At 55.1% G+C, this 24,639-nt stretch carries 23 protein-coding genes; 6 read left to right on the top strand and 17 right to left on the bottom strand.

The genetic code is table 11. The annotated features are described in order from the left end of the window. The 10 genes from M1D91_RS05890 to M1D91_RS05935 form a co-directional block, all read right to left on the bottom strand. Complete coding sequence (locus M1D91_RS05890) at positions 1–1,239, bottom strand: EAL and HDOD domain-containing protein (protein ID WP_437433726.1); 1,239 nt, start codon at positions 1,237–1,239, stop codon at positions 1–3. Between the two features lie 276 nt (positions 1,240–1,515). Next, entirely contained in the window at positions 1,516–2,811 is a 1,296-nt protein-coding gene (locus M1D91_RS05895) for a Zn-dependent hydrolase (protein WP_437433725.1), read from the bottom strand. A gap of 24 nt (positions 2,812–2,835) precedes the next feature. Further along, positions 2,836–4,284: a dihydropyrimidinase gene (hydA, locus tag M1D91_RS05900; protein WP_437433724.1), complete on the bottom strand. Its 1,449-nt coding sequence runs from the start codon at positions 4,282–4,284 to the stop codon at positions 2,836–2,838. Positions 4,285–4,479: 195 nt separating this feature from the next. Continuing rightward, positions 4,480–5,784, bottom strand: a complete 1,305-nt coding sequence (preA, locus tag M1D91_RS05905; RefSeq protein WP_437433723.1) for an NAD-dependent dihydropyrimidine dehydrogenase subunit PreA — start codon at positions 5,782–5,784, stop codon at positions 4,480–4,482. Beyond that, positions 5,777–7,183, bottom strand: a complete 1,407-nt coding sequence (locus tag M1D91_RS05910) for an NAD(P)-dependent oxidoreductase (RefSeq protein WP_437433722.1) — start codon at positions 7,181–7,183, stop codon at positions 5,777–5,779. Before M1D91_RS05910 ends, preA begins: the two co-directional genes overlap by 8 nt. Positions 7,184–7,416: 233 nt before the next feature. Beyond that, a complete protein-coding gene (locus M1D91_RS05915) occupies positions 7,417–8,070 on the bottom strand; it encodes a TetR family transcriptional regulator C-terminal domain-containing protein (RefSeq protein WP_437433721.1) in 654 nt (217 codons plus the stop codon). A 39-nt stretch (positions 8,071–8,109) separates the two neighbouring features. Then, on the bottom strand, positions 8,110–9,123 hold the full coding sequence (locus tag M1D91_RS05920; protein ID WP_437433720.1) for an ABC transporter substrate-binding protein: 1,014 nt from the start codon (positions 9,121–9,123) through the stop codon (positions 8,110–8,112). Positions 9,124–9,164: 41 nt separating this feature from the next. After that, positions 9,165–10,241, bottom strand: a complete 1,077-nt coding sequence (locus tag M1D91_RS05925) for an ABC transporter permease (protein WP_437433719.1) — start codon at positions 10,239–10,241, stop codon at positions 9,165–9,167. After that, positions 10,238–11,122, bottom strand: a complete 885-nt coding sequence (locus M1D91_RS05930) for an ABC transporter permease (RefSeq protein ID WP_437433718.1) — start codon at positions 11,120–11,122, stop codon at positions 10,238–10,240. The genes M1D91_RS05925 and M1D91_RS05930 overlap by 4 nt, the downstream gene beginning before the upstream one ends. Beyond that, positions 11,112–11,951 carry an ABC transporter ATP-binding protein gene (locus M1D91_RS05935; protein ID WP_437433717.1) on the bottom strand — a complete coding sequence of 280 codons (840 nt, stop codon included), beginning with the start codon at positions 11,949–11,951 and terminating at the stop codon, positions 11,112–11,114. The genes M1D91_RS05930 and M1D91_RS05935 overlap by 11 nt, the downstream gene beginning before the upstream one ends. A gap of 372 nt (positions 11,952–12,323) precedes the next feature. Here M1D91_RS05935 and M1D91_RS05940 point away from each other — a divergent pair, with 372 nt between their 5' ends. The 3 genes from M1D91_RS05940 (at position 12,324) to accC (ending at position 15,240) form a co-directional block, all read left to right on the top strand. Then, complete coding sequence (locus M1D91_RS05940) at positions 12,324–12,836, top strand: cupin domain-containing protein (protein WP_437433716.1); 513 nt, start codon at positions 12,324–12,326, stop codon at positions 12,834–12,836. Positions 12,837–13,409: 573 nt separating this feature from the next. Then, entirely contained in the window at positions 13,410–13,880 is a 471-nt protein-coding gene (gene accB / locus M1D91_RS05945) for an acetyl-CoA carboxylase biotin carboxyl carrier protein (protein ID WP_437433715.1), read from the top strand. Positions 13,881–13,890: 10 nt separating this feature from the next. Continuing rightward, positions 13,891–15,240, top strand: a complete 1,350-nt coding sequence (gene accC, locus M1D91_RS05950; RefSeq protein ID WP_457976078.1) for an acetyl-CoA carboxylase biotin carboxylase subunit — start codon at positions 13,891–13,893, stop codon at positions 15,238–15,240. A gap of 26 nt (positions 15,241–15,266) precedes the next feature. Here the strand turns inward: accC and M1D91_RS05955 are convergent, their stop codons facing one another. The 4 genes from M1D91_RS05955 to M1D91_RS05970 are packed head-to-tail and all read right to left on the bottom strand — an operon-like array spanning position 15,267 to position 18,232. Next, positions 15,267–16,031 (bottom strand): GGDEF domain-containing protein, encoded by a 765-nt coding sequence (locus M1D91_RS05955; protein WP_437434203.1) that lies wholly within the window; start codon positions 16,029–16,031, stop codon positions 15,267–15,269. After that, a complete protein-coding gene (locus M1D91_RS05960) occupies positions 16,025–16,441 on the bottom strand; it encodes a DUF1987 domain-containing protein (RefSeq protein WP_437434204.1) in 417 nt (138 codons plus the stop codon). Before M1D91_RS05960 ends, M1D91_RS05955 begins: the two co-directional genes overlap by 7 nt. Continuing rightward, on the bottom strand, positions 16,434–17,015 hold the full coding sequence (locus tag M1D91_RS05965; RefSeq protein ID WP_437434205.1) for a SiaB family protein kinase: 582 nt from the start codon (positions 17,013–17,015) through the stop codon (positions 16,434–16,436). The genes M1D91_RS05960 and M1D91_RS05965 overlap by 8 nt, the downstream gene beginning before the upstream one ends. 5 nt (positions 17,016–17,020) lie before the next feature. Beyond that, a complete protein-coding gene (locus tag M1D91_RS05970) occupies positions 17,021–18,232 on the bottom strand; it encodes a SpoIIE family protein phosphatase (RefSeq protein WP_437434206.1) in 1,212 nt (403 codons plus the stop codon). Positions 18,233–18,900: 668 nt separating this feature from the next. Between M1D91_RS05970 and M1D91_RS05975 the strand changes: the two genes are divergently transcribed. From M1D91_RS05975 to M1D91_RS05985, 3 genes are all read left to right on the top strand, one after another. Next, positions 18,901–19,983, top strand: coding sequence for a YncE family protein (locus M1D91_RS05975; protein ID WP_437434207.1), 1,083 nt, complete (start codon positions 18,901–18,903; stop codon positions 19,981–19,983). Between the two features lie 50 nt (positions 19,984–20,033). After that, complete coding sequence (locus tag M1D91_RS05980) at positions 20,034–22,232, top strand: TonB-dependent receptor (protein WP_437434208.1); 2,199 nt, start codon at positions 20,034–20,036, stop codon at positions 22,230–22,232. Positions 22,233–22,425: 193 nt separating this feature from the next. Then, complete coding sequence (locus tag M1D91_RS05985) at positions 22,426–22,875, top strand: GNAT family N-acetyltransferase (RefSeq protein WP_437434209.1); 450 nt, start codon at positions 22,426–22,428, stop codon at positions 22,873–22,875. An 89-nt stretch (positions 22,876–22,964) separates the two neighbouring features. Here M1D91_RS05985 and M1D91_RS05990 read toward each other — a convergent pair whose 3' ends face one another. The 3 genes from M1D91_RS05990 to M1D91_RS06000 form a co-directional block, all read right to left on the bottom strand. Continuing rightward, complete coding sequence (locus M1D91_RS05990; protein ID WP_437434210.1) at positions 22,965–23,432, bottom strand: helix-turn-helix domain-containing protein; 468 nt, start codon at positions 23,430–23,432, stop codon at positions 22,965–22,967. A 163-nt stretch (positions 23,433–23,595) separates the two neighbouring features. After that, positions 23,596–23,736 (bottom strand): hypothetical protein, encoded by a 141-nt coding sequence (locus M1D91_RS05995; RefSeq protein WP_437434211.1) that lies wholly within the window; start codon positions 23,734–23,736, stop codon positions 23,596–23,598. A 254-nt stretch (positions 23,737–23,990) separates the two neighbouring features. After that, on the bottom strand, positions 23,991–24,533 hold the full coding sequence (locus M1D91_RS06000) for a hypothetical protein (protein WP_437434212.1): 543 nt from the start codon (positions 24,531–24,533) through the stop codon (positions 23,991–23,993). Between the last annotated feature and the right edge of the window lie 106 nt (positions 24,534–24,639).

A 24,639-nucleotide genomic window follows, 5' to 3' on the forward strand; every position in this document is an offset into this window, starting at 1 on the left:
CTAATTTGCCCCACCGGTCGGGATCGCTTCAGCCCACTGCCCGGCGGTTTTCATCAGCTCCGCTATGACACTTCGGTTCAGCCCTAACCGGTGACCCAGTGCGCTAACCTCTTCCCATTTATGGTTTTCATATAAAACAGCCAGATGAAGATAAGGGTAAAGCGGTCCGCGCTGCTCTTTTAACGCCATCATGACGCTGGCTGACACATCAATCTGGCCAATCAGATCCCCCATCGGCATTTCGAAAATGTTATCGAGCTGGGAAAACAGACCCACGATAAACGCATCATCTGATGAATGACGACTGACAGAACGCGCTGCCGCCAGCTCGCAGAACTTCCCACGGATCAGGCACTGATGATAAATTTCATCGGTTTTAACCACGTTGACGGAGGTCAGGCAGGCTACCAGCACAAAACGTCGCAATTCATTGGTGCCGAGATAGAAGATGATGTCCTTAAGGGACTGACTACGGAAATTTTTGATGCCGCGCGCGTTAAAGACAATGTTTTGCGCATAGCGCATCAGCTTAAAAGAGAGGGCCAGGTCCTGCTTCAGCAGCGCTTCGATTTTGCTGAAATCCGGGGAGTCTGCGTTAGCTTCTTTCATCAGCTTCAGGGTGACGGCCTGATTCTGAATCAGTTTATTACCCGCATGAATAACGGGTTTGCTGAAAAAATGCCCCTGGAAAAGCGTGCAGCCGAGGGCACGAAAGCGTTCATACTCTTCGAGTGTTTCCACTTTCTCGGCCAGAAAGACCGTCCCTTCCAGCAGGGCGGCTTTATCCTCGATATAATGTTTTATCTCTTCCGCAGTATTTTCCCGCACATCAAACTTAATGATGCTGACGTAGGGTAAAAAGTCATTCCACGTGTCACCGAGTTCAAAGTCATCCAGCGCGATGCGAAAACCGTGTTGTGAGAGTTGCTTGACCGTTTTTAGCAGGCGTGGCGTCGGCTCCGCCGTCTCGAGAATCTCGACGATAACACGATCTTTAGGCAGGGTTTCCGCCATGCCCTGAACCAGCAGTTCATACGGAAAGTTAACGAAAATAGCACTGTACTCTTTCAAACGACCGAGAGGGGCACCAAGAAACTGTTCTACGATAATTTGGGCAGTGGCATATTCCGGAGTAACGTCGGGAAACCGGTTCGTCATACTGTCTCTGAACAACAGTTCGTAACCGACCGTGTTCATATTTTCGTCAAAAATCGCCTGGCGGGCGACAAAAGAAAACATTGGATACTCCATACAGATGCCTGCAAATATCAAGTCCGGTAACAGGTCGTAACCGGTTAACCCTCATTATTTTCCCTGCATATCAGGAAGGAGGGGGAGCGAAATGGCAGCGTCGCAAGTTGGTCTGACAGAAGGCAGTATCTTTTGTAAACTTCTTAAGGACTTAAGTCAAATCCCTTATGCGAAAAGAGAGGAGCATAAAGCGAAATTTCTGCAAAAAATCGTGCGCGTAAAGCACATACTGACCCGATTGCCTGTAACCGGGTCATCTTTTAATCAAGACGCTTGCGACTTCAGAGTAGCCCCGGCTTTTTCCAGCATAGCGTGTAATAACACATTTGCTCCGGCAGTGACCTGTTCCGGTGATGCATATTCTGTTTCATTGTGACTGATACCGTCTTTGCAGGGAATAAAAATCATTCCAGTAGGTGCGAGCATGCTCATATAAACCGCATCGTGACCGGCACCTGACACAATATCCATTGATGAATAGCCCAGTTTTTCAGCGGCCCGGCGGATGACGTCTTTGCAATCAGGATGAAAAGGGGCAGCGGGGTAGTGCGATACCTGGTGTAACGCAATGCCAAGACTTGTCTCCTTTTCCACCTTCTGAAGAAAAGCGTTTAATGCCACATCCATCTCATCAACCTGGGCATCGGTCATATTACGAAAATCGACTGAGAATTTTACGCTGCCTGGCACCACGTTACGGCTGTTAGGATGCACCTGCACCATCCCGACGGTTCCCCGGCCATGTGGTGCGAACTGCCCTGCAATGTTGACCACCTCCTGCATGATCCGGGTGGCCACCTGCAAGGCATCTTTGCGCATCGCCATCGGAGTGGGACCCGCATGAGACTCCATGCCGGTAACGATACAGTCATACCAGCGGATGCCCAGTACAGCCTGCACGACCCCAATCTCAATGTGTTGAGCCTCAAGAATCGGCCCCTGTTCGATATGCGCTTCAAAGTAAGCGTTAATGGGATGCGCCCCAGGGGTAACCTCACCCATATAGCCAATTTCGGTGAGCGCCTCTTTCACTGTTTTGCCCTCGGTATCGGTGGCAGCGTAGGCTACCTCCAGAGGAATGATGCCGGCGAATACCCCAGAGCCCATCATCACCGGGACGAATCGGGAGCCCTCTTCATTGGTCCAGAACACCATTTCCACCGGGGCTTCAGTTTCAATTCCCTGCTCGTTGAGCGTTCTCATCACCTCCAGCGCGGCGAGTACACCGAAATTGCCATCGAATTTACCACCGGTAGGCTGGGTATCAATGTGGCTACCGGCCACTATCGGCGGCAGGGCGTTATTTCGTCCGGCCCGGCGCATAAAAACGTTGCCTATCTTATCAATCTCGACGGACAACCCCTCTGCTTTGCCCCAGCCAATTACCCGATCCCGCCCCTGACGATCAAGATCGGTGAGTGTCAGACGGCAGACGCCCCCTTTGGGTGTGGCGCCAATTTCAGCGAGGGTCATCAGGGATTGCCAGAGACGCTCGCCATTAACGCGTAGGCTGCTGATAGCGGTGGTATTGGGATCAAAAGTAACGACTTCACTGCTCATGACGGACTCCTTTGCTGAGGATAATTAACGGGCGACGGCTTTGGGGGCACGATGACGTTCCCATACCGCTGCCGCACTGAAGTCCGGTCCAAAAGCCGGACGTTTGATATAACGACCTGCACCTTCGCGTGCGCGTAACTCACCCTCAGCCCAGACGATACGGCCCTGGCTTACGGTAAAAACGGGTACGCCTGTCACGGTACGCCCTTCGAAAATGTTGAAATCGTTGCGTGAGTGGTGAGTCGTCGCGCTAAGGGTTTTGCTGCCCAGCGGATCCCACAACACCAGATCGGCATCGGCGCCCGGCGCAACACAGCCTTTGCGCGGGAAGATATTGAACAAGCGCGCCGTATTTGCTGATGTAACCGCAACAAATTCGCTCGGAGTCAGCCGCCCGCTGTTGACGCCAGCATCCCATAACACCGCCATACGCTCTTCCACGCCACCGCAGCCGTTAGGAATTTTGGTGAAGTTGTCGGTGCCTGCCGCTTTCTGGCCGGTGCAGAAGGTGCAATGGTCGGTAGCGGTGGTGTGAAGCTGACCAGACTGCAGACCATGCCAGAGTGCGGACTGGTGGGATTTATCGCGAAAAGGGGGGCTCATAACATGCGCTGCGGCAATGTTGAAATCCGGATGGCGGTAGACGCTCTCATCGATAACCAGATGTCCTGCCAGCACCTCACCATAGACGCGCTGGCCCTGGCTACGGGCACGGGCAATGGCTTGTGCTGATTCCCGGCATGATACATGCACCACGTAAATCGGCACCCCCATAATGCTGGCGACGGTGATGGCACGGTTAGCGGCTTCGCCTTCTACTTCCGGTGGGCGAGAGAGCGGATGGCCCTCCGGCCCGGTAATGCCCTGTTTTAATAGCTCCTGCTGCAACAACCAGACCATTTCGCCATTCTCGGCATGGACGGTGGGCATAGCCCCCAGCTCAAGGCAGCGGCGGAAGCTGTTCATCAGCGTTTCGTCATCACACATGATGGCGTTTTTATAAGCCATAAAGTGTTTGAAGCTATTAATGCCCTCCTGCTGCACCAGCGTCCCCATCTCCTGACGTACGCTCTCATCCCACCAGGTAATGGCGACGTGAAAACTGTAATCGGCAGCCGATTTTTCCGCCCAGCTGCGCCACTGATGATAGGCGTCCAGTAGTGGTTGTTGCGGATTGGGGATAACAAAATCGATGATAGTTGTGGTTCCGCCGGCAAGAGCCGCAGCGGTTCCGCTGTAAAAATCATCCACGGTAGTGGTGCCCATAAACGGGAAGTTCATATGGGTATGAGGATCGATGCCGCCCGGCATAACGTACAGCCCCGATGCGTCCAGGGTGTCAGTAGCAGCGGGAAGATCCCACTGCGAGGCGTTGCCGACGGCGGCCACAACGCCGTTGGTGCAGAGTACATCGGCGTGCCGCTGGTGGTCTGCGTTAACGACGGTGCCGCCTTTAATTAACAGATTACGCATGTGTGTATCTCCAGTGTGCCTGTTGTGAAATGGATGAGCGCTTTTCCCCTCACCCTAACCCTCTCCCCGAAGGGGCGAGGGGATCGATTGAGTGCCATCTTGCCTTTCGCTCTCTCCCGAGAGGGCTAGGGGGCCTTTCGGTTTTCTCCCTCTCCCTGAGGAAGAGGGTCGGGGTGAGGGGGAGAACACCTGGCTTTACGCCGACCTCGCCATCGGGTTATTCGGGTGAGTCGTCCAGTTGGCATAGACTTCCGTCACAACCTTACCGGTGCGCTTATCCACCTCGCCCGGCTGCAGGCTACGCAGAGAGATGCAGTTCTCTACCGGGCAAATCGAGGCACACAGATTACAGCCGACGCACTCCTCCTCCTTGACCTCAAAATGGCGCTCACCTTCGGTGAAGGCGGCGATTGCCTGATGCGAGGTATCCTCACAAACCAGATGGCAGCGTCCGCATTTAATGCAGGAGGCCTGGTCTATTACTGCTTTGTCCACGTGATTCAGGTTGAGAAAACGCCAGTCGGTAACGCTTGGCAGCGCCATACCGCGAAAATCGTCCAGCGACCTGAATCCTTTCTCATCCATGTAATTTTCCAGGCCGCTTATCATGTCGCGCACAATCTGAAAACCATGCACCATGACGGCGGTGCAGACCTGAACGGTGCCGCAGCCCAGCGCAATAAACTCTGCCGCATCGCGCCAGGTAGATATCCCCCCAATACCGGAAATCGGCAGCCCACGGGTGTATGGATCGCGGCCAATTTCAGAGACCATATTCAGCGCGATGGGTTTGACCGCCGGGCCACAGTAGCCGCCGTGCGACCCCTGGCTGCCGGTATGCGGCGACATCAACATCCTGTCGAGATCCACGCCGATCACCGAGTTGATGGTGTTGATCAGCGACACCGCGTCAGCCCCCCCGGCGTGAGCTGCCCGAGCCGGATAACGAATGTCGGTAATATTAGGGGTGAGTTTGACGATGACCGGCAGGCTGCAATACTGTTTGCACCAGCGAGTGACCCGTTCGATATACTCAGGCACCTGACCGACAGCCGCCCCCATTCCGCGCTCGCTCATCCCGTGCGGGCAGCCAAAGTTCAACTCGATGCCATCTGCCCCGGTGGCTTCAACCTGCGGCAGAATGGTGCGCCAGGCGTCCTCTTCGCAGGGCACCATAATGGAGACCACGACCGCACGATCTGGCCAGCGCTGCTTAATACGGGCTATCTCTTCAAGATTGATTGCCAGCGAACGGTCAGTAATGAGTTCAATATTATTGAGTCCAAGAATCCGTCGATCGTGGCCCAGCAACGTGCCGTAACGTGGGCCGCTCACGTTAACCACGTGGGGATCATGCCCCAGCGTTTTCCAGACCACGCCACCCCAGCCTGCCTGAAACGCACGCTCGACGTTGTACGCTTTGTCAGTTGGCGGCGCGGAGGCCAGCCAGAAAGGATTCGGACTGTTAATACCCAGAAAATTGGTCTGTAAACTAGCCATGAATACGCTCCTGAAAAGCAGTGACCCCGGCGGTATCGGTAGCCTGGCCTGCAAGAAATAACGCCATAGAATGGGCGGCGAGTTTGCCCATGCGCACGGCATCCACGGTCAGATCCAGACCGCCAGCGCAACAGTCGCCGCCTGCCCAGACGCCTGGAAGTGAGGTACGACCGTTATCATCAACCGCAATGCGCCCCTGCTTGAGTGCAATGGCGTGCTCGGTCGGTGCCGGGTCAAACGTCTGACCGATGGCTTTCAACACCATGTCAGCGGCAAGGGTGAACGACTCCTGATGCGACTCCCCTCCTGCGCTTTCTTCATGCATCACCTGAAAAGTGACCCCCGTAAGCTGATGGTTGTCGGTTTCAAAGCGCAGGGGAGCTGCCCAGAGTCGCAGAACGACACCACAGGCTCTGGCCCACTGGCGCTCTTTTTCAGAGGCTTTCATCTGGGCTTCGCCACGGCGATAAACCAGCGTGACCTCCCGCGCGCCAAGTTTTTTCGCCTGCACGGCGGCATCCACGGCGGTCATCCCGCCGCCTATCACCACGACGTTACGCCCCACAGGCAACAGGCTAAGATCAGCGCACTGGCGCAGTTCGGCGATAAAATCGACCGCTTCGCGTACTCCTTCAGGTTCCGCGCCGTGGTTATCCAGTTGATTTACGCCGCTTAAGCCGAGACCAAGAAAGACGGCATCGTAGTCATGACGTAATGCCGCGAGGGTGACATCTCGCCCCAGCGTCCTGCCGCACTGCAGCGTGATACCGCCAATGGAGAGCAGCCAGGCTACCTCGTCTGCAGCAGCATCATCACTGATTTTGTAACGGGCCAAGCCGTAGGTATTGAGTCCGCCGGCTTTGCCTCGGGTATCGAAAAGATCAATATCGTGCCCGGCCACTGCAAGGTGATGCGCTACCGTCAGACCCGCCGGACCTGCGCCCACCACTGCGACACGTTTGCCGGAAGAAGGGGCGCGCGTAAACAACGGCTTACCCGGCGAAGCAAAGAAATGGTCGGTAGCGTGGCGTTGTAGCAGGGCGATAGCGAGTGGCCGACCCTCCTGGTCTTTACGCACGCACTTCTGTTCACACAGGGTTTCGGTCGGGCAGACGCGGGCGCAGGTGCCTCCCAGCACATTGGCCATAAGAATATTTTCTGCCGCGCCGCGCACGTTGCCCTGGGCAATACGGTGAATAAAACCCGGCACGTCGATCCCGGCGGGGCAGGCGCGGGTACAAGGGGCGTCAAAACAGTAGTGGCAGCGTTCTGCTTCGATAACCGCCTGCACAGCGCTTAGCGGGGGGGCGCAATCGGCAAAGGCGCGAACGTACTCGGTGGGGTCACAACGACCGGGCTTAATCCCCGGCGCATTGCTACCTGATTCGTTGCTCATCATGGCTTCTCCTGAATAGTTGGCAGGGTTATCGCTCCCTGTCGTCAACAACCTGACCAAATGGTTAAGTTCTTCACGAATAACCTTGCTATTTACGTGCCATTTCTGGATGGGCACGTTCTGCGCCCGTGATGACGATAAATACCCTGTTGATTAACGATTTTTTTCGATTTCTTGCGCACATTTGGTGCAGATCGCACCATTATTGCTTACGTTCTCGCTCTATCGTGGCAGCGTTATTCCTCGTCAAAACCACAGATACGCCAGATACAGTTAAAAACGTGCTCCGTCGCGCGGCGTTGCGCAGCCTTTGATCGCGAGTCACCCCCCAGCACGGCGGCAATCTGGATATCAAAATCGGCATAGGTTTGGGTCATTGACCAGAGGGTGAAAAAGAAATGGGTGGTGTCCATCGGCTGCAATGCACCACGTCGTATCCAGGTATCGAGAATGCGTGCTTTCCCGGCCACAAGGTCATGCAGTTGGGTGGTTAACAAGGGATAAACGACCTGCGCGCCCTGCAAAATCTCATTGGCGAACAGGCGTGAGGCATCCGGGCGCGCAAAGCTGAAGGCCATCTTATTATTAATGTACTCCGCCAGCGCCCGTTTCGGATCGGCGCTTGCGCTGAGCCCCTCAAGCGGTGCCAGCCAGTCATGAAGAATGCCCTCCAGCACCCGCAGATAGAGGTGCTTTTTACTGCCGAAGTAATAATGCAGATTGGCTTTGGGGAGGGCTGCCTCATCGGCAATTTGCTGCATGGTGGCACCGTGAAAACCGTAGCGGGCAAATACCCGTTCAGCGGCCGGCAGGATGATGGCTTCGTTATCCTGACGGATGCGGCCTTTATCCTGTGATTTTGCCGCGTCGTTGAGAAAACCTTCGTGCATGGCTGACTCCGGTGGAAGTGCCGTCCCTGGCGGTGAGAATTAATTCAGTTTTGCCGCCGCATCCCACACGATGTGAGTCATTGCACTGTCGCCGGGATCGTTCTTAATCACCGGAGTATCGCCACCACTGTGCAGCAGAACATCGATGGTGCGGTGGTAAGCGGTCGGATCGAGATAGCCGATTTTCGGCGTACCGGCGTTGGTAATGAGCTTCGCCACATTCTCCATCTGGCGCGTCTGCACCTCTTCTGTTGCGGCCCCGGAGGCATCTTCAGCCACCACAATTTTTGCCGCTTCTTCCGGGTGCTTCACCGCATAGTCCCAGCCCTTAAATGAGGCGTTGAGGAATTTGGCCATCCTGGCAACGAAGGCCGGATCTTTCAGGTTCGACTCCAGCACATACAACCCATCTTCCAGAGTCGAGACACCCTGATCCTCATAGGGGAAAGTGATCAGATCCGTCTCTTTTAGTCCGGCGTCGATCAACTGCCAGTACTCGTTGTAATTCATGGTGGAAATACAGGCCGCCTGATCCTGTAGCAAAGGATCAACGTTAAAGCCTTGTTTGAGGATAGTGATGTCCTTACCCGGCTTCAGATTCAGCTTGTTCATCCAGTTGAAGAACGGGTACTCATTACCGCCGTACCACACGCCCAGGGTTTTACCTTTGAAATCTGCCGGGGTTTTAATACCGCTTGATTTTTTGCAGGTCAGCATCATCCCGGAGCGGTCGTAGATCTGGGCAATATTGACCAGCGGTACGCCTGCTTCACGAGAGGCCAGCGCATCAGGTAACCAGTTGACCACCACATCAGCTGATTTACCGGCAATGACCTGGACAGGGGAGATATCCGTCCCCCCCGGCTTAATGGTGACATCCAGCCCTGCCTGCTTATAAAACCCTTTTTCCTGGGCCACGTAATAGCCCGCGAACTGCGACTGTGGTAGCCATTTTAATTGCAGCGTCACTTTCTCGGCAGCCTGCGCTGAAAACGCAAAAACCGACATTGCCGCCAGCAACACCCCCCGGCGAAAAGCAGAACGTTTCATCATTGGATAACTCCTCGGGTTAATATGCATCACTATGTTGTTATTTACGTCGACGCGGCGTTCCCACGCAGGGAGGGATGCCAGAAATTAACCCGCTGGTCTAAACGCACCAGCAGGGCATAAATAAGTGAACCGGCCAGCGACGAGACCACAATCGCCGACCACACTACCGGCATGTGCATACGTGCTGATTCTGTTGAAATGCGAAAGCCCAGTCCGGCAGTCGGAGAGCCGAAATACTCCGCCACGATGGCGGTGATAAGCGCCAGCGTGGCATTGACCTTAAGCGCGCTGAAAATAAAAGGCATTGCGGCGGGCAGGCGCAGCATCAGCAGGTTCTGGCGTGGGGTGGCTGCGTAGCAGTACATCAGCTCCTGCTCCAGCTTGCCGCTGGCTTTAAGCCCCGCCAGGGTGCTGACCAGTGCCGGGAAGAACGTCACGAGGATGACCACGGCAGCCTTTGACGGCCAGTCGAAGCCAAACCACATCACCGCAATGGGGGCGACGCCGACCAGAGGAACGGTACTGGTGAGACTGGCGACCGGCAGCAGGCCGCGTTGTAAAAAGGGCAGACGGTCAATTAACAGCGCCACGCCAATGCCGAAACCGCAACCTGCCAGATAGCCGATCAGTACTGACTTGAGCACGGTTTGCACCAGGTCACCGGCTAATAAAGAGAGGCTCTCCAGCAGGGCGGTGAGAATAGCCAGCGGGGCCGGTAAGATAACCTGCGGAACAGCGTATCCGGTCACCAGTATCTGCCAGAACCACAGCAGCCACAGGCCGAGCAACCCGGCCACGGCACTGGCAGGCACGCTGGCATGGGCCATACGCTGCACGCTCACCATCGCCAGCAGCCCCAGCGCGCAGGTACTCAGGGCATGGTAAGGCAGCAGGGCCAGCCAGACGGCGCTTACCGCAAGCGTGACGGCAAACAACAAGGTGCGTAGCGGACGGGTCGAACAGGCCAGAAGGGCACTGATCATCAGTAACAGCGCGCTGACTGAAGGGGCAGTTATGGCAGGATTTGCCAGATTTAACGCAATCAACGCCAGCACCGACAGCAGAAAGGCCGCCACCAGCAGCACCGCACCTGGTATCGCTTTCGTTTTCATTTTCATCCTCTCCCCCTGCGCTGGCGAAGCACCAGACGCTCCGTTAGCGTGACAAGTCCGGTCAGCGCCAGCCCTGACAGTGAGGCCATCACCAGTGCCGACCAGATTTGCAGGGTGTTACCGTAGTAAGAGCCCGTCAGCAGGCGCGCACCAAGGCCCGCCTGTGCGCCTGTAGGCAGCTCTGCGACCATTGTGCCGACCAGTCCACTGGCAATGGCGACCCGAAAGGCAGGAAAGAGATAAGGTAATGAGGAGGGCAGGCGCACCATCCAGAATGTATCTATGCGGCGGGCAGCCCAGGTATGCATCAGTTCCATCTCCAGCTTTTGTGGCGAACGCAGCCCCTGGACAGTGGCAATAGCTACCGGAAAAAAGCACAGATACATAGCAATCGTCGCTTTCGGCAGCATGCCGGTGATCCCCACGCTACCGAGAATAATCAGCACAATGGGAGCAATCGCCAGCACCGGGATAGTTTGTGAGGCGACAATCCACGGCATCAGGGCTTTATCAAGGGTACGGGAGTGCACGATACCCACGGCCAGCAGCACGCCGAACACCACCCCCATCGCAAAACCCGTCAGGGCGGCGCTGGTGGTCACCCAGGTATGCAGTAACAGATTACGTGGGGAGGAGAGCGGCCACCGGGAGAGGCTGCTCCAGATATCGATAACCACCTGATGCGGAGCGGGCAGGAGAGGGCGTTTGGCGTTCAGCGCGGCATATATCAGGTCGCTGCTGCTCCACGCGCCGCGGGGAGCCAGCACACGGTCAATCACCCCGGATGCATTGAGCGCAAAGGCCAGCACGTACCAGAGGAGTAGCGCCGCCAGCAGCACGGTGCCGACCGGCAGCGCATACCAGTGCAGGCGTTGATTAATGGTCATGATGCCCCTCCACCAGCGCCTCGCGAACCTCTGCGGCTATCTGCAGAAAGGCGGGAGTATCGCGTATATCGAGCGTGCGCTCTGCCGGAAGCGGCGAATCAATCACCTTCACGATCCGCCCCGGTCGCGGTGACATCACCACAATTTTGGTCGACAAATAGACCGCTTCAGAAATGGAGTGGGTAACAAATACCATGGTGCGCTGTTCCTGACACCACAGCTGCTGCAACTGCTGATTGAGGTTGTCGCGGGTCAGTTCGTCCAGTGCGCCAAAAGGCTCATCCATCATCAGAATTTTTGGTGCAAACCCAAGCGCGCGGGCGATGGAGACGCGTTGCTGCATACCCCCGGAAAGCTGCCAGGGAAACTTCTTCTCAAATCCCGTTAACCCAACCCGCGCCAGTTGCTCCCGGGCGATAGCGTCGCAGCGCTCCGGCGGCACGCCCCGAATTTGCAGCGGCAGCATGACGTTGGTCAGCACGGTGCGCCAGGGGAGCAGCACGGGGGCCTGGAAAACATAGCCGTATGCCCCGGCCTTGCGTGCTTCAGAGGGTGACATCTCATTCACGCTGACGTCACCGGAGGTGATAGGTTCAAGATCGGCGATGAGGCGCAGCAGGGTGGTTTTACCGCAGCCTGAGGGGCCAATAAATGAAACGAACTCACCCTGGCGGATCGTCAGGTTAATATCCTTCAGCGCATGTACCGGCTGATCCGCAGCCGGATAGACCACGTTAGCTTGGTTGACCATGATGGCGGGTCGTGTTGTCACGACCGCCGGTTTCATTGAAACGACGGCGGCCGTCGGCGCGTACATTATCTGGCTCATTTCCGTGGACCCCTGATTATTGACTAACTGGTTAGGTTATTCTCTCCATGCCATTTTTGTGCCAGGGGTGATTTGTTAGCGATTTTACGTAATTTAGCTGCGATATAAGCAATTTTTATGGCTATTTTGGTGCAAATGGCGACAGGTTTGTCTGGTGGTGGGGCAGCGCAAGAAGGTGCGTGGAAACACGGGTAAGAGGTAAGGGGAGGGGGCAGTGTGCAGCGTAACGGTTCCGGGCTGCCAGAGCGAGGGACAGTTAACTGTCGGCGTCGTGGCAGTTAACAGGGGGCATGCCCGCGCTACCATTATCCCCGGCGTGGGCGCCCATCTTCTTCTACCCTGAAAGGATAAATCGCATGTTAAGGAGAGGCTATGAACCACGTTTCCCCCACGCCGGTAACCCAGGCGCTGATGCTTCAGCCACATGCATGGGTGCCCAACAACCCTGAGTTGCCCGTTCTGGTCTACCGGCAGGTCCTCCCTGCCCACAACCGCACGGCGGCAGCGCAACACCTGTTTACCACAAACGGCTGGCCTCCACAGTGGGTGGACGGGGTGTTTGATTATCACCATTACCATAGTAATGCCCATGAGGTACTGGGGTGTGTTGCAGGCGAGGCAAGACTGATGCTTGGCGGCCCCGGCGGGAAGGAGCTGACGCTCAGCGCCGGAGATGTGCTCCTTCTGCCCGCGGGCACAGGGCACTGTAATCACGGAAGTACGCCCGATTTCTCCATAGTGGGTGCCTATCCCCCGAACCTGGAGTTTGACCTGTGCCGTGAGGCCCCCACACAGGCAATGCTGGCTGCTATCGCCAGCGCCCCCTTTCCTGCAAGCGATCCGGTTTATGGTGCGCAGGGTCCGCTGCTGGAGAAGTGGCTGTAAGCCTGTTGCCAGGAATTTTCTTGTTTTATAGCAGGGAGTTACTTTGCTTTCTATTCTCAATAGGCATGAGGAATGCAAACTCTCTGACACTGCTAAAGGGGGCCGGTTTTTTTAAGCGACTCCCGGATAAAAGGTATTGTGCATGTTGCCGCCAGCCCGTTACGGGTTGGCTTTTTTTTGCATAAATGTTAACCGTTTTTTGACGCCATTCGGAAACTATGATCGGCATCATAAATCTGAAAATCTGGCCTGTTCGGGTTATTGATCGGAGTAATCCGATGGACTACTATGGCTTCACCCCAGACAGAGCTAACGCCACAATATAGTGAGTGCCGGAGATAAGCGCCGGGGGGCCAAACAACATTGTCCCACTTGTTTTACTTAATACACCAGGCCCTGGCATCTGCCAGGGCTTCTACGTTTCAGCCTGCCACACTCGCATTTCATTCCTGCTTCAAGTCCCTGCACACTCCTCTTTTTCCTGATGCGCTTTGTTCTAACCTCTTCTACACTCTGGCGTAATTGAATAATGGCTGACGTCGTCAGAAGAAAAGAGAACTGCAGAGAACCCTTATGGATATCGACAAAATTAGAAAATTGATTGAGCTGGTTGAAAAATCAGGCATCTCCGAGCTGGAAATTTCAGAAGGTGAAGAGTCTGTTCGTATCAGCCGCGCAACGGCAGGCCCCTCATACCCTATGATGCAGCAGGCTTATGCGGCACCGGCACCTCAACAACCGGCACTGTCCGATGCCATTGCGCCAGCGACCACGCCGGTGATGGAAGCCCCCGAAGCCCCAGAAATTAAAGGGCATGTTGTCCGTTCCCCGATGGTCGGGACGTTCTACCGCACCCCGAGCCCGGATGCGAAAGCATTCTGCGAAGTGGGCCAGAAAGTCAACGTGGGCGACACGCTCTGCATCGTTGAAGCGATGAAAATGATGAACCAGATCGAAGCTGATAAAGCGGGCGTGGTGAAAGCCATCCTTGCCGAGAGCGGTCAACCTGTCGAATTCGACGAGCCGCTGGTCATCATCGAATAACGAGGCGAAGATGCTGGAAAAAATTGTCATCGCAAACCGTGGCGAGATTGCCCTGCGAATTCTGCGTGCCTGTAAAGAGCTGGGCATCCGGACTGTCGCCGTGCACTCCACCGCGGACCGCGATTTAAAACACGTACTGCTGGCAGATGAGACGGTCTGCATTGGCCCGGCCCAGTCCGTTAAAAGCTACCTGAACATCCCGGCTATTATTGCTGCGGCTGAAATCACCGGCGCTGAAGCCATCCATCCCGGCTATGGTTTTCTCTCCGAGAACGCCAACTTTGCCGAGCAGGTTGAACGGTCCGGCTTTATTTTCATCGGCCCGAAAGCAGACACCATTCGTCTGATGGGCGACAAGGTCTCCGCCATCACCGCCATGAAACAGGCTGGCGTACCGACCGTACCGGGCTCCGACGGCCCGCTGACCGACGATATGGATCTTAACCGTGCCCATGCGAAACGCATCGGCTACCCGGTTATCATCAAGGCGTCCGGCGGCGGCGGCGGTCGCGGTATGCGCGTGGTGCGCGGCGACGCCGAGCTGGCACAGTCCATCTCCATGACCAAAGCGGAAGCCAAAGCGGCCTTCAACAACGACATGGTCTACATGGAGAAGTACCTGGAAAACCCGCGCCACATTGAGATTCAGGTGCTGGCAGACGGTCAGGGCAACGCGATTTATCTGGCCGAGCGCGACTGCTCCATGCAGCGTCGCCACCAGAAAGTGGTTGAAGAGGCGCCGGCACCGGGGATCACTCCGGAACTGCGCAGCTTCATCGGTGACCGCTGCGCGAAAGCGTGCGTGGACATCGGCTACCGTGGCGCGGGTACTTTTGAGTTCCTGTTTGAGAACGGTGAGTTCTACTTCATCGAAATGAACACCCGTATTCAGGTGGAGCATCCGGTTACCGAGATGATCACCGGCGTGGACCTCATCAAAGAGCAGCTGCGTATTGCTGCCGGTCAGCCGCTCTCCATCAGACAGGAAGATGTGGTGGTGAAAGGCCATGCGGTGGAGTGCCGTATCAACGCTGAAGACCCGAACACCTTCCTGCCGAGCCCGGGTAAAATCACCCGTTTCCACGCGCCAGGCGGTTTTGGCGTGCGCTGGGAGTCCCATATTTACGCCGGTTACACCGTACCGCCGTACTATGACTCCATGATTGGCAAGCTTATCTGCTTTGGCGAAACCCGTGACGTGGCGATTGCCCGCATGAAGAACGCCCTGCAGGAGCTCATCATCGACGGCATCAAAACCAACGTGGATCTGCAGTCCCGCATCATGAACGACGAGAAGTTCCAGCAGGGTGGCACCAACATCCACTACCTGGAGAAGAAACTCGGTCTGAACGAGAAGTAAACGCGGCGTATTCGCCAGAGGCTACGCTATCTGGCGAATACCGTGCCGGTGTGCAGTTGTACCGGCGGGCGGAAGAAATCCTCGTGGAGCACAACCTGGTTTCGCCCGCGCTTTTTCGCCATATAAAGTGCGGCATCCGAGGTGCTGTAGAGCGTCTCAAAATCACTCTCTTTCGCCCCAAGACTGACGCCAAAACTGGCGGTCACCAACTGTTGTGGCAGCACATCCAGCGGCGAGGCGTTCAGGGAGGCGTGAATATAGCTCGCAATAATCATTGCCTCTTCAATACGCGCTTCCGGCAGCAGGATGGTAAATTCTTCGCCCCCCACCCGGCCAATCGCTGCGCTCTCCGGCAGCGCACGCCGAATACGTGATACCAGCGAGCAGATGACACGGTCGCCCGTCGGGTGGCCATATTCATCATTGATTCGTTTGAAGTGATCGATGTCCAGTAGGATCAGCGCCACATTGGCCTGCGTCAGGGATTTGTTGATCTGATTAATGATGGCGCTGCGGTTAAAAACAGCGGTCAGGGGATCGTGGGTCGCTTCATACTCAAGCTGAGCCGCGAGCTTTTGCAACTGCTCGTTCATGCGATTAAGTTCGCGTTCAGCGCGATCGCTGCGGGTTATTAAACGATAGGATTCGCGGATCAAGCGCTGGTAGTGCTTTGCCACTGTCCACAATTTTTCACGGCAGAGATCGGCAGGAAGGTGCGTATCCGCCGCCGCCAGTCGAGCGTCTTCGAGTACGGAATATTCATCCCTGAAAAGCTCGTTAATATCTAACATTCGTTAAGATCCGGTATGAGAACAACAGCCAGAGAAGTGAAGTCGATACGTAACTCTTCACCGAATTCTTCGGAAATATCGTCTTCTGCGTCGTAGTACCAGTAGAGTTCACAGGGCGTACCACGTCTGGCAAACCCGTTCAGGCACTCAAAAAGTTCAAACAGCATCTTGGTGCTGGAGCTATTGAAATAGCTCAGAGCCACATGCAAACGAACGGGTTCGCTGCTGGCTGGCTTGTCCTGTAACCAGCCCTCAATCGCCTGTAACAGCGGGCGGAAAAATGCCGCCGCATTTTCAGGCCAGGCTTCACCTTTGAGCACCAGACGCTGCGCTGAAAAATCGAAATTCACTTCCGGCGTGGCCTGGGTCGCGGCCTGTTCAATGGAAGGGGGTAATGTCACTTCAGTCATGGCAAAAAGTCGCCTTTAAATGAAAGGCGGACAGCGAACTGGCCGCCAGAGGATGAATGCGATACTCCAGCGGAACACTGGTATCCCGCGCCATGGTCAACAAACCGATATTCGCCCCTTTGCTGGTGGCAGGCGCTTCGCTGCGTAATCCTTGCTTCCAGGCGTCGCGTATTTCCGCCTGCGTCATAGCACGCAACACTTCGAGGTTTGTTTTCAGCAGTGAGGATTCTTCCGGGCCCACCAGATTGGCGGTTTCAAGATAGTAATTTCCGTTGTCGGTATGAAAACAGAGTGAACCAAAGCGTAATTCTTCCTGGCCGGTACACATAAAACGTTCATCGGAGGAGTAGCGCACAATGTTCTGTCCCATCTCAATGAAGACGGAAAATAATTTGCGGCGCGTCACCGATGAGGATTCGTTTTTATCCAGCCAGGCGCGGATCACACTGCCCATCGACATAATATTCTGCTGGGAAAAATAGCCGGTATAAAAAAGCTCAACAGCGCTCTGGCGCTGGAGAGTAAACAGAGGTAACAGTACGGCCTCTTTGACCTGCAGGTCGTTAATTTTCATGGTGTTCATCGCCAGCTAAAACCAAACCATGTCATGTCGTCGCGCGACGGTTGCTTGCCCTGCCAGTCGGTCAACGCGGCCGTAAGTGCCCCGGAAACCACGGACATTGGCTGCCCACGTTGCTCGGTCAACAGTGACTGAATACGTTTTTTTCCAAACATTATGTCGCGCGGCCCGCCAATCTGATCCGTCACGCCATCGGTCACCAGCAAAAGCCGATCGCCAGGGCGAAGCGGGCGCTGATGGCGATGCCATTGATAATCCGCGGGCGTATCGGTATAGCCAATTCCTTTACGATCGTTATCCAGGGTGTAGGCCTCTTCATCGTCAACGCCCAGCATAAAGGCGTGCATACGGGCGCTGGACCAGATGAGTTGGGCATGGTGCGTATCAACAAATAACGCGATAGCGTCGCAGCCGTCGTTCGACTGGCTGGAGTCATCCGTGGGGTGCACCTGGCTCAGGGTCTGTTTGATGTAATCATTGATAATCGCCAGCAGGCGCTCAGGTTCACGGGCAGGGGCGAGACTGAGCGCTTTTTCCAGCGCAGATGAGAAGATAAAGGTCATAAAGGCACCGGGAACACCGTGACCCGTGCAGTCCGCCAGTACCAGCAACCAGCCATTTTCACAGGGCTGAAAGGCATAGATATCACCGCCGACGCAATCACGCGGGTGCCAGTAGAGGCACCAGTCCGCAAGGGTTTGTTCAATACTCTGACGCGAGCGACTCAGCATGGATTCCTGAATCACCCGCGCATATTCAATGCTTTGCATAATTTGCAGGTGCTGCTTGGCCTGCAGGTCTGAGACGGTACGAATCAAATCAAGACCTAAGCCAATGCCCATATACTGGTCGTTCTCCGTGAGGATAAAGCCCTCCGTGATGGCTTTATCACCGGTTTCGATAACGCGTTCGGCGAGGAAATCGAGCCCCGCTTTGGCATCAACGATCAGCGGTGTTTTATCCATAAAGGCAATGCAGCTTTTCTGGTCATAGAGTTCATGGAAAAACGGACGGCTCATCTGCGAGAGAAAAATATGGCGGTTGATCATGCCGATAGGGCGATTCTGTTCAAGAACGGGTAAACCAATTAAAGCTTTATGTTCATTGAACAGCGCCATCACCTGAAGGTTATTGGCATCCGCAGTCACGTGCGGAACGGCAAGACGGAGGGCACCCGCATTAAGTTGTCGCGATGAGAGAGGTAAGTCCATGATCCTGGATCGCTCCTTGATAAGAATAATCTTAGGATAGAGGCTGATTGTTGCGGATTTATTTCAAGGGGTTACCGATCCGGATAACGGAAGATTATTGTTCCCAAAGGCAAACCGTGACCGCTTTAGCGAGGTAAAAAAAAAGCCCGCACTTATGGCGGGCAAGTAATACTGGAAGCAATGTGAGCAATGTCGTACCGAATACCTGAGCGATTTGCTCAACTATTCGGTAATGAGAAAGATAATCTTTATCATCTTATCAATCAACCCCAAATTTAGTGCCGGTTTGAAATCGGCCGGATGCGGCTGGTAGCGCAACGGCGGACGTGGCACCCCCGTTTTTATTAACGTGCCGGCCTTTCTGCCACGTTAATGGCCAGCTGCCTGACTTTTATTTTCGGTCCTGCATTTCATTTTTCGTAAACCCGACCACGCGATAACGCTTGCCTGACCAGATAGAATGAGTATAGTTCTCATTCTCTTTAGTGTTATCGGGCGAGTCAGGATGGCTTTCCCGGATAAAAAGTGGGCATAAACGCTGACAGGGAACACTGAACAGAAGTGGCGAACGCACCAGGCCTGTGGCCTGCCCGTAACGCTTCTCACGTCACCTGCGTGATGCGCTTTTCGCCTGCCTTTTTGACTTTAATCGGTAAAGGATTTTCCCCATGAAAATGAAAACCTCCGCACTGGCGCTGATGTCCGTCATGATGCTGGCGGGCTGTACTGCTCAGTCGGCGCATCAGGCAAAACATCCCGCTGTCGCCCAACAGCCTGCTGCCAAAGCAGAGGCGGTGAAGGTGCAAAAACGCGATCTTGCCAGTGGCCTGTATGAAATGGCCCTTAGCCCGAAAGGGGATGCCCTTTATGTGGCGAGCGCGGAAGGTTTCAAAGATGTTCAGGGGGGTGTCATCTATAAACTCGACCCGACCAGCCTGAAAACCCTTGGTCTGACCCATACCGATCTGAAAAACTTCGGCATGGCTATCTCTGAAGACGGCAAAATCATCTATGTCACCAACTCCCTTGATGGCGGCGTGAGTGCGGTGGATACCGCAACCGGAAAGGTACTGAACCGTGTGCGCTTCCCGGAGCGTAATAAAGAGGGCTTCCCGTTCGGCGCACGTGAGATTTTGCTGCACAACCATCTCCTCTACGTTGGCGCGGTCGGCGACCCGGCACTGGTTTGGGTGGTGGACGCCAACACCATGAAGCTAAAAACCCGCATCAAAAATGCCGGCAAGTGGGTGACGGGGCTGCACTGGTCTGAACAGACGCAGCGCATTTATGTCGCTAACGGCGGCGGTGAAATTCTCGTGGTGAACCCGCGCACCAACCGCATTGAACAACGCTGGAAGCCTCTCGGCGACCAGCCTGCACTGCTGCTGAATATTGCCGAAGACAACGAGACAGGCCGTCTGTTTGTGACCGACAACGCCAAAGCGAAAACGACGCTGGTGCTGGATATTCACACCGGTAAGGTCATGAAAACGCTATCGGGCGATGCGCTGGCCGTCAAATTTAACCCGATACGTCATGAGATTTACATCACGCAACGTGAGTCCGGCAAACTGCTGAGTCTGGATGCCACCACCTACGCGGTGAAGAAAAGCTGGGATCTGAAGCCACACCCGAACAGCCTCCTGCTCACTGCTGACGGGCAGACGCTGTACGTCACCGTGAAGCAGGGTTTCAATAAAGATCACTCGACGAACGGCCCGGACAGCGTTGTCCGTATTCCGCTCAATTAATCAACGGGCCCGGAAACGGGCCTAACTTCTGTTTTAATCACGAGTTAACCATGAACGCTTACCCACATACCCCATTGCGCAAAACGTTACTGGCGTTAGCAATCGGTGCCGCTGCGCATTCTGCGACCGCTGCCACCACGGATGCCAACAGCAAAACCTCACCGGACGACACCATTGTTGTGCAGGCAACACCTGCAAGCGATTTCAACGCTGGTGGCGATGCGCTGGTCCCTGCTTATCTTGACGGCCAGGTGGCCCACGGCGGTCGTCTGGGCATGATGGGCGAGCAGAAGGCGATGGATGTGCCCTTTAACGTTATCGGTTACACCTCCAGACTGGTGCAGGATCAGCAGGCGAAAACCGTCGCGGATGTGGTCAGCAATGATGCGGGCGTGCAGGTTGTTCAGGGCTACGGCAACTTTGCGGAAACCTATCGTATCCGTGGCTTCAACCTGGAGGGTGACGACATGCTGTTTGGCGGTCTGCCGGGAGTGTTACCGCGCCAGGTGGTAGATACCCAAATGATCGAGCGCGTAGAGGTGTTTAAAGGGGCAAACGCCTTGCTGAACGGCGCAGCGTCAAGCGGCGTGGGGGGCATGATAAACCTTGAACCCAAACATGCAGAAGACGTGCCCGTGACCCGCGTGGGCGTGGATTATGGCACCCGTTCCCAGGTCGGCGGAACCCTGGATGTCGGTCGTCGTTTTGGCGATAACAATCAGTTCGGCGCGCGCGTTAACCTGGTGCATCGTGAAGGTGAGGCGGCAGCGGAGGATGATAAACGTCGCACGACGCTGGCCTCACTGGGCCTGGATTACCGTGGCGATCGTCTGCGCACCTCACTGGATGTGGGATATCAGAAAAAAACCTTCCACGGAGGCACGACCGGGCTGAATATCAGCGGTGTGGATTTTATTCCTGATGTCCCCGAACCGCGCAAAAACTTTGCCCAGAAATGGGGCTACAGCAACATTGAAAACGAATTCGGGATGGCGCGCGCCGAGTACGATCTGACCGATGACTGGACGGCGTATGCGGCCTATGGCGCGCAGCACGCCCATGAAGAGGGCATCTACAGCACGCCGAAACTCCTTAACAAAGAGGGCGATGCCACCGCCGGGCGGCTGGATACCAATCGCATCATGGACTCGTCGAGTGGAATGGGCGGCGTGCGTGGTCGCTTTGATACCGGCGCTGTCTCGCATGACGTCAACGTCGGGTATTCTGCGAACATCAAACGCGATAAAACCGCGTGGCGGATGGCGGGCAAAGGCGCGCCGGTCAATATTTATGACAATGACGATGTCGCCATTCCGGCAAATACCATTTTTGGCGGCAATTATCACGATCCGCTCACCACCAGCCGCACCCGTACTCAGGGCTGGCTCTTCAGCGACACCCTCGGGGTGCTCGATGACAGCCTGCGCTTTACCGCCGCGGCCCGCTACCAGAAGGTATGGGTACGTAACTACAGCAATGCCACGGGCGCAGAGACCACCGCGTCCCGCTATACCGAAGATCGCTGGATGCCGACTTTGGGTGTGGTGTATAAACCGCTGGAGAGCGTCTCCCTGTACGCCAACCATACCGAGGCGCTGCAGCCGGGCAGCACCGCACCGCGAGGGGCAGCTAATCAGTTTGAGTCCACCGGCATTGCCCACTCAAAACAGAATGAAGTGGGCGTGAAGACCGATTTCGGACGCATTGGCGGTACGCTGGCGCTGTTTGAAATCAAAAAACCGACCGCTATTCAGAACAGCAACACCAACGTTTACGCGCTTGATGGTGAGCAGCGTAACCGGGGTATTGAGCTGAACGTCTTCGGTGAGCCGATGCTTGGCCTGCGTCTGAACGGCAGCGCAACCTGGCTTGATGCTGAACTGACCAAAACGCAGAATGGGTTGAATAAAGGCAATACGCCAATTGGTGTGGCTAACTTCTATGCGGTTATCGGGGCGGAGTACGACATCAAACCGGTTGAGGGCCTGACGGCGACCGCACGTGTCAATCACACCGGTTCGCAGTACGCTAACAACGCCAACACCAAGAAACTGGACAGCTACACCACCCTCGATCTGGGCATGCGTTATCGTATGCGTCTGAATCAGGAGCAGAACGAGATGGTCTGGCGCGTGGGTGTGGACAACGTCACCAATGAGAAATACTGGGCCAGCGTCGAGGACAACGGTTCCTATATCTTCCAGGGGGAACCACGTACCCTGAAAGTCTCGATGAGTTACGATTTCTAAGTCTGACGCCGCTTTGCCGCGCAGGTAACAGGTTGGGCAAGGATGCCCGACCACACCTCTTCTGCCGTTTTTCCTCGTGCATCAACCTTCCTCTAAGCCAGTGGTCTGCACTCTGGCAGCATACCGGGGTGTTTTTTCTACTCCCCATCGTTAAAGTGAAGGTTCTGAATAACCCGCCTGAGAGCACACTGCCATGATTCATATCACCAGAGCCGATCCCTTATCGGTGGATTCCCGGACCCTCATCGAAAAATTGTCTGTCGCGCTTGCGACCCTCACCGGCAGCAGCGGGAAGCACTCCTTTAATATTGACGATGTGCAAGCAGACAGGGCGCTCTGGGTGCTGGCCTATGATGAGCAGGGTGTTGCCGTGGGTTGTGGGGCTATCCGTCCGTTGAGCGCAGAAACGGCGGAACTCAAGCGCATGTTTGCGTTGCACGCAGGGAAGGGGATTGGCTCATCGCTGTTGCGTTATCTTGAACAGGCGGCAAGAGAGTTGGGCTATCACGAAATGAAACTGGAGACCCGCCGCGTTAATCACCCGGCGGTGGCGTTCTATGAAAAGCAGGGCTACAGGCAAACCGGGAACTATGGGCGCTACATCGGCAGGCCGGAGGTGGTATGCTTTGTGAAAGTGCTGTAATGAAGGAAGTGGGGGATGTCCGTCATCACCGCCAGCGTGTAAAAGACGCACTCAATTTTCTACTGAACGGTTTTTAATCCAGTACTGCCTTACTTACGCAGCAATTTTTGCAGCCGTTTCTTTTGCCAGTCGGCAATCAGATTGCCAAAGATAAAAATACGCAGCCCACGTAGCAGAATCAGTGCGCCCCAGATGGCGGCGACCCACAGTGACCAGTGGCTTTGTGGCGATGTGGTGCGGTTGAGTACATAAAGGAGCCCGCAGACCATCACTGCCGTCAGCAGGCTGCGATAAAAACGGGTTTCTGCTTCAAGCTGGTTGCGGGCGCTGTGAATCCGCTGATCCACGGCCTCGTCATTTTTGCTTTCACGGTTTGCGCATAGCTCCGCGACGCTCACCTCAAATACCGCAGCTAACGCACTTAGCGTTTCCAGGCTGGGCTGTTCCTGATTTTCGATGCGTTGTACCGTGCGAACGCTGATGGCGGCCATTTCAGCCAGTTGCTCCTGGGACCAGGCGCGGGCGAGGCGGTAGGCTTTTACATTGTTGGTCATCATAAAGGATCTCCGTTTTGAACATAACCAAGCGTCGCTCAAATCGTAAAAAAGCAACACGACACGCACCCGACAGCAAGCTGACACGGACCTGACAGCGGGACTGGCGCGGTGAAGCGCCAGAATGTGCCTGCAAAAAATGACCGTCTCTCAGCGGCGAATGACGTTACTGGTCGTCAGCCTCCAGCGTGCCGCCAGACAGACGCAGGGTAGTAAGATCGTCAATAAAGTAGCGTTTTGATACCCGAAGGCTTGCAAACTCTTCTACCCCAAAGGCCTCGTGGTTAATACCCGTGATGGGCGTCATGCTGCCATTAAAAAGCGCTATCTGATAACCAGGTCTGACACCCGTCCCGGATAAACCCATACGCAGGAAAATTATTTAATCAGCTTCAGGCTGTTTTTTCATTTTCGCCAGCATACGCGCTGCACGTTCGATCTTTTCAATATGCTCTAAGTGAATGTCACCAACATTGCCTCCCAGTCTATACTCATTCCCGGCTCCGCATTTTATTTTATGATCAGGGCGTTAATCTGTTCATGACTGCAGGTGCCGGCGTGCTATGCCCGGATAATAATTTCGATACACTCTTCTGAAACTTCATACTTTTTGGCCAGCAGTTTTTTTGCCTGTTGGATGGTAATGCCGCTCAGGTCGGGTTCTGATGCTGACGCTTCGACAACGTTGGGCGGTGTAATGTCAACCGCAGGCATCTTATTGAAAACCAGCTTGTCCTCTTTAATGCCCAGCGCTTTCAAAGAAGAGTAGGCCACCGGGTTTCTGGCACCATCCCACATATCAGGAATGGCAAGGTGGGCATATTCACTGACCCTGATAAGCCACTTCTTCGGACGCGTACCGTCCCAGGCTGGTGAAGGAACGATGTCAGAGATTTTGCCAATAAAGAAAGCGTTTTTATGCGGGTCGGAGACGTCTCCCCAGTCATTATGCTGGTTATCGGCAGGATCCCGATTCTGCACGCAGACCACGTACTTACACCCTCTTGCACGCTTTTCATTGAGCACCCAGGCTTGAGAACCCCCTTCTTTGAGCATTCTGTCAAAGCCCCTGGCGGTAAATACAACGATCGCTGAATCTGTCATTTCATCCTCACGCTTTATTAAAAGTATGGTTAGATTATATAAATAAAAAATAGAGCGTCAATAGAATCTATAAAAACTATCATGACTATCACTCATGCCTTATGAA

Source organism: Enterobacter sp. SA197, from assembly GCF_054131575.1.